The organism is Mesorhizobium sp. CCNWLY176 (genome assembly GCF_037153935.1).
GTDB lineage: Bacteria > Pseudomonadota > Alphaproteobacteria > Rhizobiales > Rhizobiaceae > Mesorhizobium_M > Mesorhizobium_M zhangyense.
Genome location: NZ_JBBBDZ010000001.1, coordinates 146,464 through 161,097 on the forward strand (window position 1 = coordinate 146,464; position 14,634 = coordinate 161,097).

The 14,634-nt window shown below is 61.2% G+C and carries 13 protein-coding genes; 6 read left to right on the plus strand and 7 right to left on the minus strand.

Annotation, left to right across the window (positions count from 1 at the left end; all coding sequences use genetic code 11):
- Nucleotides 1-22: 22 nt before the first annotated feature.
- From WBQ96_RS00710 to WBQ96_RS00735, 6 genes are all read right to left on the minus strand, one after another.
- On the minus strand, nucleotides 23-952 hold the full coding sequence (locus tag WBQ96_RS00710; RefSeq protein ID WP_336547116.1) for an ABC transporter ATP-binding protein: 930 nt from the start codon (nucleotides 950-952) through the stop codon (nucleotides 23-25).
- On the minus strand, nucleotides 949-1,590 hold the full coding sequence (locus WBQ96_RS00715; RefSeq protein ID WP_336547115.1) for an ABC transporter permease: 642 nt from the start codon (nucleotides 1,588-1,590) through the stop codon (nucleotides 949-951). Before WBQ96_RS00715 ends, WBQ96_RS00710 begins: the two co-directional genes overlap by 4 nt.
- A gap of 2 nt (nucleotides 1,591-1,592) precedes the next feature.
- Nucleotides 1,593-2,216, minus strand: a complete 624-nt coding sequence (locus WBQ96_RS00720) for an ABC transporter permease (RefSeq protein WP_336547113.1) — start codon at nucleotides 2,214-2,216, stop codon at nucleotides 1,593-1,595.
- 112 nt (nucleotides 2,217-2,328) lie between these two features.
- Nucleotides 2,329-3,210 (minus strand): glycine betaine ABC transporter substrate-binding protein, encoded by an 882-nt coding sequence (locus WBQ96_RS00725; protein ID WP_165117562.1) that lies wholly within the window; start codon nucleotides 3,208-3,210, stop codon nucleotides 2,329-2,331.
- A gap of 593 nt (nucleotides 3,211-3,803) precedes the next feature.
- Entirely contained in the window at nucleotides 3,804-4,865 is a 1,062-nt protein-coding gene (locus WBQ96_RS00730; RefSeq protein ID WP_336547111.1) for an aldo/keto reductase, read from the minus strand.
- A 162-nt stretch (nucleotides 4,866-5,027) separates the two neighbouring features.
- Nucleotides 5,028-6,116, minus strand: coding sequence for a LacI family DNA-binding transcriptional regulator (locus WBQ96_RS00735; RefSeq protein ID WP_336547110.1), 1,089 nt, complete (start codon nucleotides 6,114-6,116; stop codon nucleotides 5,028-5,030).
- Between the two features lie 197 nt (nucleotides 6,117-6,313).
- On the opposite strand from WBQ96_RS00735, the gene WBQ96_RS00740 reads away from it, so the two are divergent.
- The 6 genes from WBQ96_RS00740 to WBQ96_RS00765 are packed head-to-tail and all read left to right on the plus strand — an operon-like array spanning nucleotide 6,314 to nucleotide 12,732.
- On the plus strand, nucleotides 6,314-7,345 hold the full coding sequence (locus WBQ96_RS00740; RefSeq protein WP_165117556.1) for an ABC transporter permease: 1,032 nt from the start codon (nucleotides 6,314-6,316) through the stop codon (nucleotides 7,343-7,345).
- A gap of 24 nt (nucleotides 7,346-7,369) precedes the next feature.
- Nucleotides 7,370-8,380, plus strand: a complete 1,011-nt coding sequence (locus tag WBQ96_RS00745; RefSeq protein WP_165117554.1) for a substrate-binding domain-containing protein — start codon at nucleotides 7,370-7,372, stop codon at nucleotides 8,378-8,380.
- Between the two features lie 59 nt (nucleotides 8,381-8,439).
- A complete protein-coding gene (locus WBQ96_RS00750; RefSeq protein WP_442920787.1) occupies nucleotides 8,440-10,029 on the plus strand; it encodes a sugar ABC transporter ATP-binding protein in 1,590 nt (529 codons plus the stop codon).
- Nucleotides 10,026-11,054 carry an ABC transporter permease gene (locus WBQ96_RS00755; protein ID WP_336547107.1) on the plus strand — a complete coding sequence of 343 codons (1,029 nt, stop codon included), beginning with the start codon at nucleotides 10,026-10,028 and terminating at the stop codon, nucleotides 11,052-11,054. The genes WBQ96_RS00750 and WBQ96_RS00755 overlap by 4 nt, the downstream gene beginning before the upstream one ends.
- A gap of 22 nt (nucleotides 11,055-11,076) precedes the next feature.
- Complete coding sequence (locus tag WBQ96_RS00760) at nucleotides 11,077-12,078, plus strand: dihydroxyacetone kinase subunit DhaK (protein ID WP_336547105.1); 1,002 nt, start codon at nucleotides 11,077-11,079, stop codon at nucleotides 12,076-12,078.
- Nucleotides 12,079-12,090: 12 nt separating this feature from the next.
- Nucleotides 12,091-12,732 carry a dihydroxyacetone kinase family protein gene (locus WBQ96_RS00765; RefSeq protein ID WP_336547103.1) on the plus strand — a complete coding sequence of 214 codons (642 nt, stop codon included), beginning with the start codon at nucleotides 12,091-12,093 and terminating at the stop codon, nucleotides 12,730-12,732.
- Between the two features lie 13 nt (nucleotides 12,733-12,745).
- Here the strand turns inward: WBQ96_RS00765 and WBQ96_RS00770 are convergent, their stop codons facing one another.
- Nucleotides 12,746-14,452, minus strand: a complete 1,707-nt coding sequence (locus WBQ96_RS00770) for a winged helix-turn-helix domain-containing protein (protein ID WP_336547101.1) — start codon at nucleotides 14,450-14,452, stop codon at nucleotides 12,746-12,748.
- Between the last annotated feature and the right edge of the window lie 182 nt (nucleotides 14,453-14,634).

The following is a 14,634-nucleotide window of genomic DNA, read 5'->3' on the forward strand; positions in this document are numbered from 1 at the left end:
GTTCCTCCTCCCGAATTCCGGCTCAGACCGCGAAGATCGCGTCGCGTTTCAGCTGTCCGAGCACGGCGCCCGAGGCGTCGGTCACCGCCAGCACCTCGCTGTTGTCCGCCGCCATCAGCGCCAGCGCATCGCGCAGGTTCGTGCCCGCTGCAACCTTGCCGGCTTTGCCCTTCGGTGCACCTTTGGTCATGGCCGTCTCGACGGTAAACAGGCTGAGCCGCTTCAAGGCGCGGTCGACGCCGACGAAGTTCTCCACGAATTCATCTGCCGGATGCGAGAGGATGGCATCGGGCGTATCATACTGCACGATCTTGCCGTCGCGCATGATCGCCAGCCTGTCGCCAAGCCTGATCGCCTCATCGAGATCGTGGGTGACGAGGACGACGGTCTTCCTGACGCGGCGCAGGATCTGCCGGAACTCTTCCTGCAGTCGCGCGCGGGCGATCGGGTCGATGGCGCCGAAGGGTTCGTCCATCAGAAGCACCGGCGGGTCGGCCGCGAGCGCACGCGCAACGCCGACGCGCTGGCGCTGGCCGCCGGAAAGCTGGCGTGGATAGCGGCGCAGCATTTCCGGGTCGAGGCCTACCAGTTGCATCAGTTCGTCGTTGCGTTTTGCTATCCTGTCGGCGGACCAGCCAAGCAGCTTCGGCACCGCGCCGACATTCTGCGCGATCGTCATATGCGGGAACAGGCCGACCTGCTGGATGACGTAGCCGATATGACGGCGGAAGATCACCGGATCGACGGAACGGACATCGGCGCCATTGACGACGATCCGCCCTTCTGTCGGGTCGATCAGGCGGTTGATCATCCGCATTGTCGTGGTCTTGCCGCAACCGGACGGCCCGACCAGCGCCACGGTCACGCCCTCGGGGATCTCGATGCTGAGATCGTCGACGGAAGCGGCCGCGCCTTCGCCATAGCGTTTGGTGACGTGTTCCATCGTGATCATGCGGCCGTTCTTTCTCCGAACAGGACTTTCTCGGTGCGGCCGAGCAGGAATTCGGTCGCGAGCGCCAGCAACGCGATCGGGACGGCGCCGACAAGCAGCCGCGACATGTCCATCCCGGCGACACCGACGGCGATGAAGTCGCCAAGACCGCCGCCGCCGATGAATGGCGCGAGCGTTGCGCCGGCCAGCACCTGCACGGCGGCTGTGCGCGCGCCGGCAAACATCGCGGGGGCTGCAAGCGGAACCTGGATTCGCCGCAGCAATTGCCAGCGGCTCATGCCCATGCCGATCGCCGCCTCGACTGCGTCGGCATCGACATTGCGCAGGCCGACGTGCGCATTGAGCAGGATCGGCGGCAAGGCGAGGAAGGTCAGCGCGACGATCGACGGCCAGAGGCCGATGCCAAGCAGCGGCATCATGATTGCCAGGATAGCCAGGCTCGGCAGGGTGCGGATCGCGTTGACCGTATTGATCGCGATGAAGGCCAGCCTCTCGCGGCCGAGTATGACGATCGCCAGCGGGATGCCGATGCACAAGGCAAAGGCCATTGACGCGCCCGACATCAACAGGTGCTGCCAAAGCGCGCGATTGAATTCGTCCGGATGCTCCAGGACCCAGTTGAAAGCCTGCTGGATCATCGTCAGTCGCCCCGCCAGCGAACGATAGCCTTCTCGGTCCGACTCAGCAGGACATCGAAGAAGGTCGCGATGAATGCCGTCAGGAGCCCGCCGACGAGGATCTTTTCGGGATAATTCTGGTCTATTCCCATCAGGATGATGGTGCCCAAGCCACCAGCATCGATGAAGGCTGCCACCGTCGCAATGCCGATGACGGTGACGAGTGCGATGCGGATGCCCGAGAGGATCAAAGGCAGCGCCAAAGGCAGTTCGATGCGGATGAGCCGCTGCCACGGCCCATAGCCCATGCCGTCGGCGGCATCGAGAATGTCTTCGGGAACGCCACGCAGGCCCGTCACCACATTGCGCAGCAGAATGAGCAGGCAATAGGACGAAAGCCCAACCAGGGCCGGCTTCATACCAAGTCCCAGGAACGGGATCATCAGCGCAAACAGCGCAAGGCTCGGAATGACGAAGATAATGCCGGTAATCGTAAGGGCAAACGCATAGAGCCGCGGCCGGCGCGCGCACACGATGCCCAGCGCCACCGCGATGATGCCGCCGATAAGCACCGAAAGCAGCGAAAGCACGAGATGCTGCCCTGCCGCCGCCAGTATTTCGGGTATGTGCTTAGGTGCCCAGGTCACAAGTCCGCCCGCTGATGAAAACCGGGCGCGATGGAGACGGATAGGCCGTCATCGCGCCCGGGTCTGATGATTTGGCCGGCGGGAATCCTATCTCGCCATGGCCCGGAAGTCTTCAGATGCCGTTGGCTGCCAGAAATTCGGTCGCAACTTCGGCAGGCTCCTTGCGGTCGCGTTCCACGGCGGCATTCAGTTCGCGCATGTTCTCATTGTTGAGAAGCGGGCTGATCTTGTTCAGCACCTCGGCGATCTTGGGGTTCTTTTCCAGCGCATCCTGCCGCACGACCGGAACGAGGTAGTAGGGCGGGAAAAGCGCCTTGTCGTCATCGAGCACGGCCAGCTTGCTGTCGGCGATCTGCCAGTCGGTGGTGAAGCCGAAGGAGACGTCGATCTGCTTGCTGGTCAGCGCGCTGTAGCGGATGCCGAGCTTGGCGAATTTGACGAACTCCTTGAACTTGATCCCATAGACCTTTTCCAGTCCCGGCAGCCCGTCCTTGCGTTCACCGAACGTGCCTTCAGCGCCGAAGGTGAGGTCTTTGGATGCCGGTCCAAGGTCGGTCAGCGTCTTCAGCTTGTACTTTTCCGCCGTCTCGGGAAGCAGGATGATGGCGTAGCCGTTGTTGATCTTGGTCGGATCGAGCAGCGTCAGCTTGAGGTTCTTTTCGTAGTAGTCCTTGACCTCGCCGTAGATCTTGTCGGCACTGCCGGACAGGTCGCCCTTGACCACCGCGGCAAGTGCTGTGCCGGTGTATTCGGGATAGAGATCGATGTCGCCATTGGTCAGCGCGCCATGCGCGATAAGCGTTGCGCCGAGGTTGAGGCGACGCTCGACCTCGATGCCAGCCTTCTCGAGTGCCTGGGCATAGATTTCAGCGACGACGAACTGTTCGGTAAAGTTCTTGCTGCCGATCTTGACGGCGTCCGCGAAGCTCGAAGACGTGATGGCGAGAGAGGCCAGGGCGCCGAGCCCGGCGGCTTTCAGTAAGTTGAAAATCATGACTGTCTCCGAGGAGTTGGAAGGGTTGCCTGCAGATGATAAAATCCCAAGTGCACTAGTAAATTATAAGGAAAATGCGACATCTGATAGTCGATTTTTCCTATTTAGTTGTGGTAACGGGAAAATATTTGCTGAATTTTGCCTACCATTTAAGCAGAATGTCTGTACCTGAAGCATTATGCCTATACATATCGCAATCCGTCCAGCGTCGGTTTCCTGCCATCGAAACGAGAGCTCCGCCGAACCTGTGTTTCGGCGTGGAATAAGGGCTCTGACGCATTTGATGATGTTGAAGGTGTTCCGATGCCGCGGGCTTCTAACAGTGAGAGTTTTTCGCCGCCTTGCATCTGCCGCTTGAGCAGCTTGAGCTTTTTGATTTGCCGCTCAGGGCGGAAAGTTTCGGGCTCGCTAGCAAAAGGAAAGACCAGATTCGCAGGGCACTCCGAACGGTCTGCCGAGCCTGGTCGGCGTCAGTGAAAGCGACCACCAGCGGCCGCATGATTGATCGAGGAGTGGAGCCAACACCCGTGGCAGCGGAAGTATGACCTCATCGTCGCTGGCGCGGGCTCTTCCGGCGCGCACCAGCCGCCCGGTCAAACCATTCCAACATCCTCATAACTTGCATGGAGCGCCCAGTCGCCTTGGCAGAAGCGATCTCGGGCGAAGTTGTGCTGGTGCCAGTACGGATAGATGTAGGCAGGGCGGCTCGCCAGATTGAGCCTTTTGAGTTCCTCTTCACCGAGCTTCAGGTCGACGGCTGCGATATTCTCCTTGAACTGCTGTTCGCTCAGGCCACCGACCACGAGGCTGGAGATTGCCGGACGCGAGAGCGTCCAGGCAAGCGAGACCTGGGCAACCGACACGCCACGATCTCTGGCGATCTCTTCCAATACGTCGACAATCGTCCAGAGCCGCTCCTCATCGCGGATCGGTGGTTCGGTCCAGCCGGCGGCCTGGCGCGAGTCGGCGGGCGTCCTGTTGCGGCCGAAGGCGCCCGAAAGCAAGCCTGCGGCCAGCGGGCTCCAGACCATGACGCCGAGACCCTGGTCCACCGAGATCGGCAGGAGTTCGTATTCCGCCTCGCGCGCCTCGAGCGTGTAGTGGATTTGCTGGGTAACGAAGCGCGGCAGGTTCTTTGCTTCAGACGCGCCCAGCGCCTTCATGATGTGCCAGCCCGAATAGTTCGAGCAGCCGATGTAGCGGATCTTGCCTTGCTGCATCAATGTATCGAGCGCCGAGAGCATTTCGTCTACCGGCGTCAGCCCATCCCATTCATGCATGAAATAGATGTCGATGTGGTCGGTCCGGAGCCGCTTCAGGCTCAGTTCGCATTCGCGTATCAGATGGTAGCGCGAGACGCCCTCGTCATTCGGCCCGTCGCCGATGCGCATGCGTGCCTTGGACGAAATGAGAACGCGGTTGCGTTTTTCTCCCAGTGCTTCCCCGAGGATCTCCTCCGAACGGCCCAGCGAATACATGTTGGCGGTATCGAAGAGGTTCACGCCGCCTTCGATGCAAGTGTCGACAAGCCGCCTGGCCTCATTCACGCCCTGGCTGGCGACCTTGGAAAAACCCCCGACGCCGCCGAACGAGAAGGTGCCCATCGCAATGGCCGAGACCTTGAGGCCCGAGCGTCCCAGCGTCCTGTATTCCATGGTTCTGACTCCCGAGAATAGTTTGATTGTCGTCTGTCGTGATGGTTCAGCCGGGCAGGGCTTTCCGCCGCGAGTGGGCGCAAGCGCGTGGCTAGATCGGCTGTGGTGTGGATGAATGCGATCTGCGGTATGGGAACGCCTCCTCGTTCCGCCGCCTGGACCTCAGTCCGCAGGCAGCTTTGCCGCAATTTTCGGGGCGCGGCGGCCGATGGGATGGGTCGCGCCCCGCTCGTGGCTTGCACGCAGCACCAGATCGGCGCCGACCAGGATTTTCACCGGTGGCTGTGGCTCTGCGGCGCTGATCAGGTCGTCGAGCATCGTCACGGCGAGATAGCCTATCTTGCGCTTGGAGACTTCGATCGTCGACAGCCCGGGCTCCATGGTCGCGCTTTGCGGCAGATTGTCGAAGCCGATGATCGAGAGGTCGTCGGGGATCGCGACGCCGTGCTCCTTGAGTGCCCGAATGAAACCGTAGGCAATAATGTCGTTGGTGCAGAAATAGCATTCGGCAAGGTCAAGGCCGTCCTCGAGCAACGCGCGGGTATCGACATAGGCGCCGTCATAGGTCGACTCCACCGATAGCACGTCAGCCTCGCGCACCTTGAGGCCGAGCCGCGCCATGTTGGTGAAGAAGGCGTCGCGCCTGAGCCGGAAATTGGTCGTGTCGACATGCGAGGCGACGAAGCCGATGCGCTCGTAACCCTGCTTTTGAAAGCGGGCGAGCACCTTGTGCACTGCATCCTCGTTGTTCATGTCGACGAAGTTGGCGTCGACCACCTGATAGAACGTGTCGATGAACACGGTCGGCAGGCCGAGCCCCTGGATCAGCCGGATGTCGGCCTCGGTGAGTTCCGTGCCAAGCGCAATGACGCCGGCTATGGGCGCGCCGGCAAGCGACTCCGCCACGGTGCTGATCGGCTGCCCCTCGAAGCTCACGACTTCGAGCGTGTAGTTACGCCGCGTGGCCTCGGCCGACATGCCGTCGATGTAATCGGAGATGAAAACGCTGTGATCCCGGTTCACGGTATGGCCATGCTTGGCAATTTTCAGGAAGCGCAGCGTCGCCCCCGGCTCCGAGCCGCTCTTCGATACGCGCGGCACGTAGTTGAGGCTTGCGACCGCCTCGAGCACACGGGCCCGCGTGACGCCGGAAATGTCGCCCTTTCCGTTCAGGACAAGCGAAACCGTGGCCGGCGATACACCTGCCGCACCTGCAATGTCCCGGATCGTCCGTGTTTTCTTGCCCTTCATGCGTACCCGAATGGCCCCCAATTTATGCTGCGGCTGCGAGGAAGTTTAGTAAACGTATTCGCTCCGGCTCGCGAGAGGTAGGCCAAAACCGACCCGTTCACAAGAAGGTTTCAACGATAACGGGCTTGCGCTGGCTAAATTGCTTTGCTAACTCTTTACTAAAGCTCGCACTTGTTTACTAAACATGGGAGGAGACCATGCAGAAAGCCGGCGGGCAGCTGGTCATGCTCGTTGCGATCAATGGCCTGCTGCTGGTTCTTGGCGCCGCCATTTCCGGCGGCTCCTTTCTTTCGCTGTTCAATCTCCAGTCCATGGCGAGCCAACTGCCGGAAATTGGTCTGCTGGCGATCGGCGTCATGCTTGCCATGTGCGCGGGCAATGGCGGTATCGACCTTTCCGGCATTGCGCTTGCGAATCTCTCCGGCGTCCTTTCGGCAGTGATAGTCTCGGCCTTCATTTCGAGTGGGGAAAGCGAGACGGCCTTCAGCCTGGCGTTCATCTTCGGCGCATTGGCGATCGGCTTTCTCGGGGGTGTGATCAACGGTCTTCTGATCTCGAAGCTGAACATCACCCCCATCCTGTGCACGCTCGGCACACAGATGGCGTTCATGGGGCTCGCGATCGTCGTCTCAGGCGGAAAGGCCGTGATGGTCGGCAGTCCGGCACTGCTTTCCAGCATCGGCAACGACATGTTCCTCGCAGTGCCGATCAGCTTCCTCCTCTTCGTGATCGTGGCTGGCCTGATTGCGGCTGTCCTGAAGTTTACGCCCTATGGGCTGTGGTTGATGCTGATGGGCACCAATCCTAAAGCCGCGGTCTATGCCGGCTTCCCGAAGACCGGCGTTCTGGTCGCAACCTATGCGATCAGCGGCCTGCTTTCCGGACTTGCAGGCATCATCATCGCTGCGCGCAACGTCAATGTGAAGTTCGACTATGGCAGCTCATATCTGCTTATCGCGATCCTCATCGCCGTCATGGCCGGCGTGAAGCCCGAGGGTGGTTACGGACGGGTGGTCTGCGTGGTGCTGAGCGCGGTGGCGCTGCAGCTGATGTCCAGCCTTCTCAACTTCGGCGGACTCTCGAATTTCGTGCGCGACTTCGCCTGGGGCCTGCTGCTTCTGACGTTCCTGGCGGTAGGTCGATACGACCTCACGGGCTTCCTGTTCCCTGGCATTCGCCAAACGGTTTCTTCGGTGCCTGTCCCTCACGCGCCGAAGCAAGACAACTGAGGGAGATCTAATGTGGAGGAGAGAATGAAAACGCTATCCAAGAAGTTTCTGGCAGGCACCGCGGTTGCGGCAGCGATGCTTACCGGTTCGATCGGCACGCTCCTGGCGCAAGATAAACCTGTCATCGCCACTGTGGTGAAGATCAGTGGCATTCCGTGGTTCGACCGCATGAGCACCGGCGTCCAGGCTTTCGCCGAGGCGAACCCGGATGTCGTCGCAAGCCAGAGCGGTCCGGCAACTGCCGATTCCGCGCAGCAGCTTCAGATCATCCAGGATCTCGTTGCGAAGGGCGTCAGCGCACTTGCCGTCGTGCCGATGGATCCGGCCGTTCTGGAAGGCACGCTCAAGCGTGCCATGGAGCGCGGCATCGTGGTGGTGACGCATGAGGCTGACAACCAGATCAATACCCAGGCCGACGTCGAGGCCTTCGACAATGCCGACTATGGCGCAGCGCTCAACGAACGCCTCGCAAAATGCATGAACAACGAAGGCAAGTGGACGACCTTCGTCGGTTCGCTCGGCAGCCGTACGCACATGCAGTGGGTCGGTGCTGGCGAGGAGAACGCCAAGAAATACTCCGGCATGCAGCTCGTCGATCCGAACAATGAATCCTTCGACGATGCCAACGGCACCTATGAGAAGGCCAAGGAGATCCTGCGCAAGCATCCGGACATCAAGGGCTTCCAGACTTCCGCTGGCAATGACGTGCTCGGCGTCGGCCGCGCGATCGACGAAGCCGGCCTGTCGGGCAAGATTTGCCTGGTTGGTACCGGCCTGCCGAACCCCTCGGCCGACCTGCTCGAAACCGGTGCCATCACGGCGATCGGCTTCTGGGATCCCCAGAAGGCCGGCATGGCCATGAACGCTGTCGCCAAGCTCCTTATCGAAAAGAAGGAACTCACGGACGGCATGGACCTCGGTGTCGAAGGCTACAACAAGGTAGCGGTGAAAAAGGGTGCGGGTGAGGGCCTGCTGATCATCGGCAATGGTATGGTCCTGGCCGACAAGGCTACCTACAAGGACTACCTGTTCTAGTCGCTCTTCCAAGCCGGCCGGGGTGCTTTCGACAAGCACTCCGGCCGTCAGCGCCTCGTATGGCGTGGCGCTGTCAATTCACGAAGGATCCCGACGTGTCGGCAAAAGAATACAGCGAACAAGCCTCCGGCCGGTTCCTGGAGCTCAGGAACATCCACAAGCGGTTCGGTGGTGTGCATGCCCTTCGCGGCATATCCCTGACGCTTGACCTCGGCGAGGCCTACCACCTGCTGGGCGAGAACGGCTGCGGCAAGAGCACGGTTATCAAGATCATGTCCGGAGCGCTGGAGCCGAGCGATGGAGAGATCGTGCTGGATGGCCAGACCTTTTCTTCGCTTTCGCCGATCCAGTCGCTGGCAGCAGGTATCGAGACCGTCTACCAGGACCTCTCGCTCCTGCCTAACCTGACCGTTGCCGAAAACGTTGCGCTGAACGAGCAACTCGTCAGCGCGAATGGACGCCTCGCCCGCCTCTTCGACCGCTCCCGCCTCAGGCAGACCGCCGAAAGGGCGCTTGCCATGGTCAGCCTGCCGACCGACCGCGCTTTCCTTGGCACCACTGTTTCCGACCTGCCGCTTGCCACGCGCCAGCTTGTCGCCATCGCCCGCGCTATCGCCACCCGGGCGAAGCTCGTCATCATGGATGAACCGACAACGTCGCTCACCCGGCGGGAGGTCGACAATCTCATTAAGGTCGTCGAGCGCCTCCGCTCTGAAAACGTCGCCGTCCTGTTCGTGACCCACAAGCTCGATGAGTGCTACCGCATCGGCGGCCATGCCGTCGTTTTTCGCGACGGCCAATGCGTGGCCCAGGGGTTGATCGAGCAATATACCAAAAAGGAACTCACCGAGCTGATGACCGGCCGGTCGATCGGTTCCGAACGCTACCGGACGGGCACGCCGGCGGAGGCCGAACTCTTCGCAGCGTCCGGCCTCGTGGCGCCCGGCGTGCACGATATCAGCTTCAAGGTCCGCAAGGGCGAAATCCTAGGGATCACCGGGCTTGCGGATTCAGGCCGCAACGAACTTGCCATGGCCATCACCGGTATCGAGCCCGCCAGCGGCGGCACCATCTCGCTTGATGGGCGCAAGGTTGCGATCCGCCGCCCTGCGGACGCGATTGGCCACGGCATCGGCTATGTTCCGGAGGATCGTCTCGCCGAAGGGCTTTTCCTCGACAAGTCGATCTTCGAGAACGAGATCGCGCTGATCCTGACCAAACTCAGCAACGCGTTCGGCATCATCGACAAGAGCAAGGGCCGTGCCATTGCCGCGCGCCTTTCCGAAGAGATGCGCCTCAACACGAAGGATCTCGACCTGCCGGTCGGGGCTCTTTCCGGAGGCAACCAGCAGCGCGTGCTGATCGGCCGCTGGCTCAGCATAGCGCCGAAACTCCTCGTGCTGCACGGTCCGACGGTTGGCGTCGACGTCGGCTCCAAGGACATGATCTATCGTGCGATCCAGTCTCTCGCCGAAGCCGGCATGGGTCTTGTCATCGTCAGCGACGACCTGCCGGAGTTGCTGCAGAACGCCGATCGCATACTGGTCATGAACAGTGGCCGTGTCGTCGCTGAATTCGAAGCAGAGCGGGCGACCGAGGACCAGGTTTACAAGGCCATGCTGACCTCGGAACTGGAGGCCGTCCAATGAGCACTTCACGGATCGACGGGCTCGCCGAAAACACATCCCGGTCCTTCAGCCTGGGAGACCTCGTACGCAGAAGGCCGGAAACGATTACTTTCCTGCTGCTGGTCGCGATCTGCGTGATCGTCGCGATCGTCAATCCTGCCTTCCTGCAGCCCTCGACGCTCATCGACATCGGCCGCGCAAGCGTTGTCATGGGGCTCTTCGCACTCGGCGTCTTCATCATATTGGCCGCCGGCGGTATCGACGTCTCGTTCACGGCGATTGCCGCCTTCACCATGTATTCGCTGACGGTGCTGGTGCTTAATCATTTCCCCGGCATGCCGATGGCGGTAATCATGCTGATCGCAGTCGCCGGCGGTGCGCTTCTCGGCATCATCAATGGCCTGCTGGTTCATCACCTGAAGGTTCCGTCGCTGATCGTCACGATCGGCACGCAATATCTGTTCCGCGGTTTCCTGCTTTCTTTCATCGGAACGGTGTGGATCATGTCGCTGCCGCCGCAGATGGGCGCCTTTGGCCGCATGCCGCTCTTCCAGTTTGAATCCGCCAATGGCGCGCTCGTCACGCTGCCTGTCTATTTCCTGATCCTGCCGATTGCGGCGCTCGTGACCTGGTGGATTCTGAACCGAACGCTGATGGGGCGGGCGATCTTCGCGGTCGGGGGCGACGCCAACATAGCAAGCCGTCTCGGCTACAATTTGCGCACCGTGCACGTCTTCCTGTTCGGCTATGCCGGTGCACTGGCTGGTCTTGCCGGCATTATCCATGTCTGCGCAAACCGGCAGGCCAACCCCTTCGATCTGGTAGGAACGGAAATCAACGTGATTGCCGCGGTCGTGCTCGGCGGTGCGCGGATAACCGGCGGCACCGGCACGGTGCTCGGCACCATCCTCGGCGTGCTTCTGATCGTCGTCATCAACAGCGTGCTGGTCATGGTCGGTATTCCCAGCACGTGGCAGCGGCTGGTCGTGGGCAGCTTCATCCTGCTTGCCGCCGCCTTCTTCGTCACGCGCCAGCGCAAGAAATAAGCCCTTACCCAAAGAGGAACCTATGAAGAAGTTTTTGAACGACCCGGTCGATTTCGCCGACGAGATGCTGGAGGGCATATACAAGGCGCATCCAGCCGTCACCTATGTGGCCGACGACAAGCGCTGCCTCGTGACCAGCAAGCTCAAGGCCGGCAAGGTCGGGATCGCAACCGGCGGTGGCTCCGGCCATCTTCCATTGTTCCTCGGCTATGTCGGCGACGGCATGCTCGACGGCGCTGCGGTCGGTGGCGTCTTCCAGTCGCCCAGCGCCGAGCAGATGTACCAGGTGACCAAGCATATCGATCAGGGTGCCGGCGTTCTCTACATCTTCGGCAATTACAGCGGCGACATCATCAATTTCGATATGGCCGCCGAACTGGCCGATCTCGACGGCATTCAGGTCAAGCAGGTCATCGGCAATGACGACGTCGCCTCTTCCGTCGTCGGCGAAGAGCACAAGCGCCGTGGCGTCGCCGGCATATTCTTCGTCTACAAGGCTGCGGGAGCCGCCGCAGCCGAGGGGCTGTCGCTTGACGAGGTGACCCGCCTGGCAGACAAGGCGCGCCTGAGAACCCGGACCATGGGCGTCGCCCTTTCCAGCTGTGTCGTGCCGGAAATCGGCCACGCGACCTTTTCCATCGGCGAAGACGAGATGGAGATCGGCATGGGCATTCACGGCGAACCCGGAATCATCCGCAAGAAGCTCGCCCCTGCCGATCAGGTCATCGACGAGATGATGGAGCGTATCTTTGCCGAGCAGGACTACAGGAACGGTGACGACGTAGCCGTTCTCGTCAACGGTCTCGGCGGCACGCCGATGGAAGAGCTCTACATCCTCTTCCGTCGTGTCTCACAGCTTCTGGAAGCGCGCGGCGTCAAGGCGAAGCACGTCTGGGTCGGCGAATTTGCCACTTCCATGGAGATGGCCGGAGCTTCCGTCTCGATCCTGCATCTCGACGAGGAATTGGACCGGCTGGTCGCAGCACCCGCGAATACACCCTTCTTCAAGCATGTCGCGGACTGAGGCAGGCCAATCATGGATAAGATCACGCCTTCCGATATCATCCGGCTTTTCGACGCATGGAAAACGCTGTTCGCCGAGCAGCGGGAGTTTCTCATAGCGCTCGACGGCAAGGTCGGCGATAGCGACCTCGGCATCACCATGAGCAAGTCTTTCGCCGCAGCTGCCGAGGCACTCCACGGGGAAGGCGAGGTGGCGGGTATCGCAAAGCTGCTTCGGACCGCGGGCGCCACCATGGCCCGCACGGCGCCGTCCACGATGGGAACCCTGACCGCGACCGGATTTTTACGCGCAAGCAAGGCGGTCGACGGAAAGGAGGCACTCGGGGCAACTGAAGTCGCCGCCTTCTGGCGCGCCTTTCGTGATGGCGTCGCCGAGCGCGGCAAGGCCAAGGTCGGCGACAAGACATTGCTCGATGTCCTTGACCCGATTGCCGTGGCCCTCGAGGCACAGGCCGAAAGCGCCGCGCCGCTCGCCGAGGCGCTGGCTGCGGCGGCTGCCGCGGCCGAGCAGGCGCTTAAGGCGACGGAGTCCATGCTGGCGCAGCATGGCAAGGCGGCGGCCTTCCAGCAGAAGACGATCGGCCTGCAGGATGCGGGAGCGACCGTTGGTTATTTCCTGGTCAGGCGGATGGCGGAGTTTGTCGCGGAGGCCTAGCGGCCAGGTGGCTCTAGCGTTCCGGTAATCCGGCCTCGATCATCGTCTGCTGGAGTTGCTTGCTAGCCTCAAGAAAAATCGGGCTGACATTATCGGTCGGTGATGCAACGTTGAGTGCCGTCGAACCGGGCCGCAATTCCAGGGCTTTCGCCATGGCCGCGCTTGCCTCGCCAGGTCGGCCGAGGCGCTGATAGGCCGAGGCCAACAGCATGTAGGGCCTCCCCGATGCCGGCGTGATGGCGATCGAGCGTTCCAGCCAGCGCACCGCTTCTTCGTTGTGGCCCAGTAGCAGGTTGGCCCATCCTATGCCAAGCAGCCAGGTCCAGCGCGAGACCACCGGTGTGTCGAACCGATCGGCCTGCTTGAAGGTTGCCAGCGCGTCCTCGAAGCGCCCCAGTTGGATCTGCGTGAGACCCAACTGGTAAAGAGCCGATCCATTCCATGGCGCGAAATCCAGAACCTCCGCGCAGGCGACCAGGCTGTCTATGAAGTGGTTGGTTGCGCTGAGAAAGCGGCAGTATGCTTCCAGCACGGGAATGTATCGCGGCCTGGCCTGCAATGCGCTCTCCAGCAGCGATCTGGCATTGCTCTCTGCCACGGCATTCTCGACCGGACCGTACCAGACCATCTGAATCCCGCGCGTCTGAAGTGCGGCAAGCGCGACTTGCAGATCGATATTGTCGGGTTCGCCGGCAAGCGCGTTTTCCAGCATCGTTTGCGATGCCAGAAAACGTTCTCGCGAGGTTTGGTTGATGGAAGCCATCGCCTGTTCGATGACGACTTTGGCGTTGCCGCCAGCCGTGGTACCAGCTTCCAGAAGCGCATTGAGGCGACGCGTCAGCGTGTCGCCGACCCCTGCCGCAAGCCGCGATTGCAGCAATTGTGCGTCAGGCTCGTTGACGTCTATCGACGCTGTGGCGACCGACTGGACCTCGCCGGTAGCAGCTTCGATCACGCGCGCCTGCAAGACCCAGGATTGCGGGCCTTTCTGTAGTTCGCCCTGCAATACGAAGTCCGATTGCGTGGAAGAGGGCGTTGGTGAGGGGTTGGCCGCCGGTGCGCCCGATCGCGGCGCTACCACGCGGATATTGTCGATCTTGGCCAGGCCGTTGATGAGGTGTTCGGTTACACTATTGGCGATTACGGTCGCCAGACGATCGTCACTGGCGACGACTATCGGCAGCATCGCGATTGTCGGTGCTTCGCGCTTGAACAAGAGGTTTGGCGCTAGGATCCAGATGGCAAATCCGATGATGGCGCAAAGCGCTGTCCCTGTGGCGACTGCCGCCGGACTGCGCAGGCCGAAACGATATCGTTGTCTTTGCCCGACTGGCTCTGGCTCGGAAGCCGCGCCTGTTATTCCTTCACTGTCCTCGACGACAAGCGTCGGCTCTTTCTGGTCCGAAATGGCGCTCGGCCTGCCCGACACCTCGGCCTCAAACAGATAGCCTCGGCCGGAGATCACCTTGAGCAGTTGTCGCTGATCGTCTCCGAGGGCGGAGCGGATCTCGCGGATGCACTGGAACAGGCTGTCTTCGCCGACATGAATGTTCGGCCAGACCGCTTCCATCAGCTCCTGCTTGCTGACGACGCGCCGGGCATTGGTGGCGAGCAAATGCAGCATGGCAAAAGGCTTCGGCCGCAGCCGTATAGGCTCGCCATCGGGACCACGCAGCTCGGCACGCTGCTGGTCAAGCTCAAAGCCGGCAAACCGGAGCACTGTATCCCCACCCCATATTAGGGACGGTGCAAATATCAGAAAAACTTCAGAATGTCATCATTGCCCCTTCAGGACACCTTGCGCCCTTTCATGAGATGACGTGTCGAGATTGCTACTTTGGGTAGTGGTAGCGCGGGGATAATCCACGTTGAGTTTAATGGTGTTTGCGCGGAACCCGGCGC

Excerpts from the sequence above, each read along its gene's own strand:
- WBQ96_RS00745 (WP_165117554.1), top strand. The coding sequence starts at position 7,370 with ATGAAAACGCTATCCAAGAAGTTTCTGGCAGGCACCGCGGTTGCGGCA.
- WBQ96_RS00750 (WP_442920787.1), top strand. The coding sequence starts at position 8,440 with ATGGCGTGGCGCTGTCAATTCACGAAGGATCCCGACGTGTCGGCAAAA.
- WBQ96_RS00710 (WP_336547116.1), bottom strand. The coding sequence starts at position 952 with ATGATCACGATGGAACACGTCACCAAACGCTATGGCGAAGGCGCGGCC.
- WBQ96_RS00725 (WP_165117562.1), bottom strand. The coding sequence starts at position 3,210 with ATGATTTTCAACTTACTGAAAGCCGCCGGGCTCGGCGCCCTGGCCTCT.
- WBQ96_RS00755 (WP_336547107.1), top strand. The coding sequence starts at position 10,026 with ATGAGCACTTCACGGATCGACGGGCTCGCCGAAAACACATCCCGGTCC.
- WBQ96_RS00765 (WP_336547103.1), top strand. The coding sequence starts at position 12,091 with ATGGATAAGATCACGCCTTCCGATATCATCCGGCTTTTCGACGCATGG.
- WBQ96_RS00740 (WP_165117556.1), top strand. The coding sequence starts at position 6,314 with ATGCAGAAAGCCGGCGGGCAGCTGGTCATGCTCGTTGCGATCAATGGC.
- WBQ96_RS00715 (WP_336547115.1), bottom strand. The coding sequence starts at position 1,590 with ATGATCCAGCAGGCTTTCAACTGGGTCCTGGAGCATCCGGACGAATTC.
- WBQ96_RS00730 (WP_336547111.1), bottom strand. The coding sequence starts at position 4,865 with ATGGAATACAGGACGCTGGGACGCTCGGGCCTCAAGGTCTCGGCCATT.
- WBQ96_RS00760 (WP_336547105.1), top strand. The coding sequence starts at position 11,077 with ATGAAGAAGTTTTTGAACGACCCGGTCGATTTCGCCGACGAGATGCTG.
- WBQ96_RS00735 (WP_336547110.1), bottom strand. The coding sequence starts at position 6,116 with ATGAAGGGCAAGAAAACACGGACGATCCGGGACATTGCAGGTGCGGCA.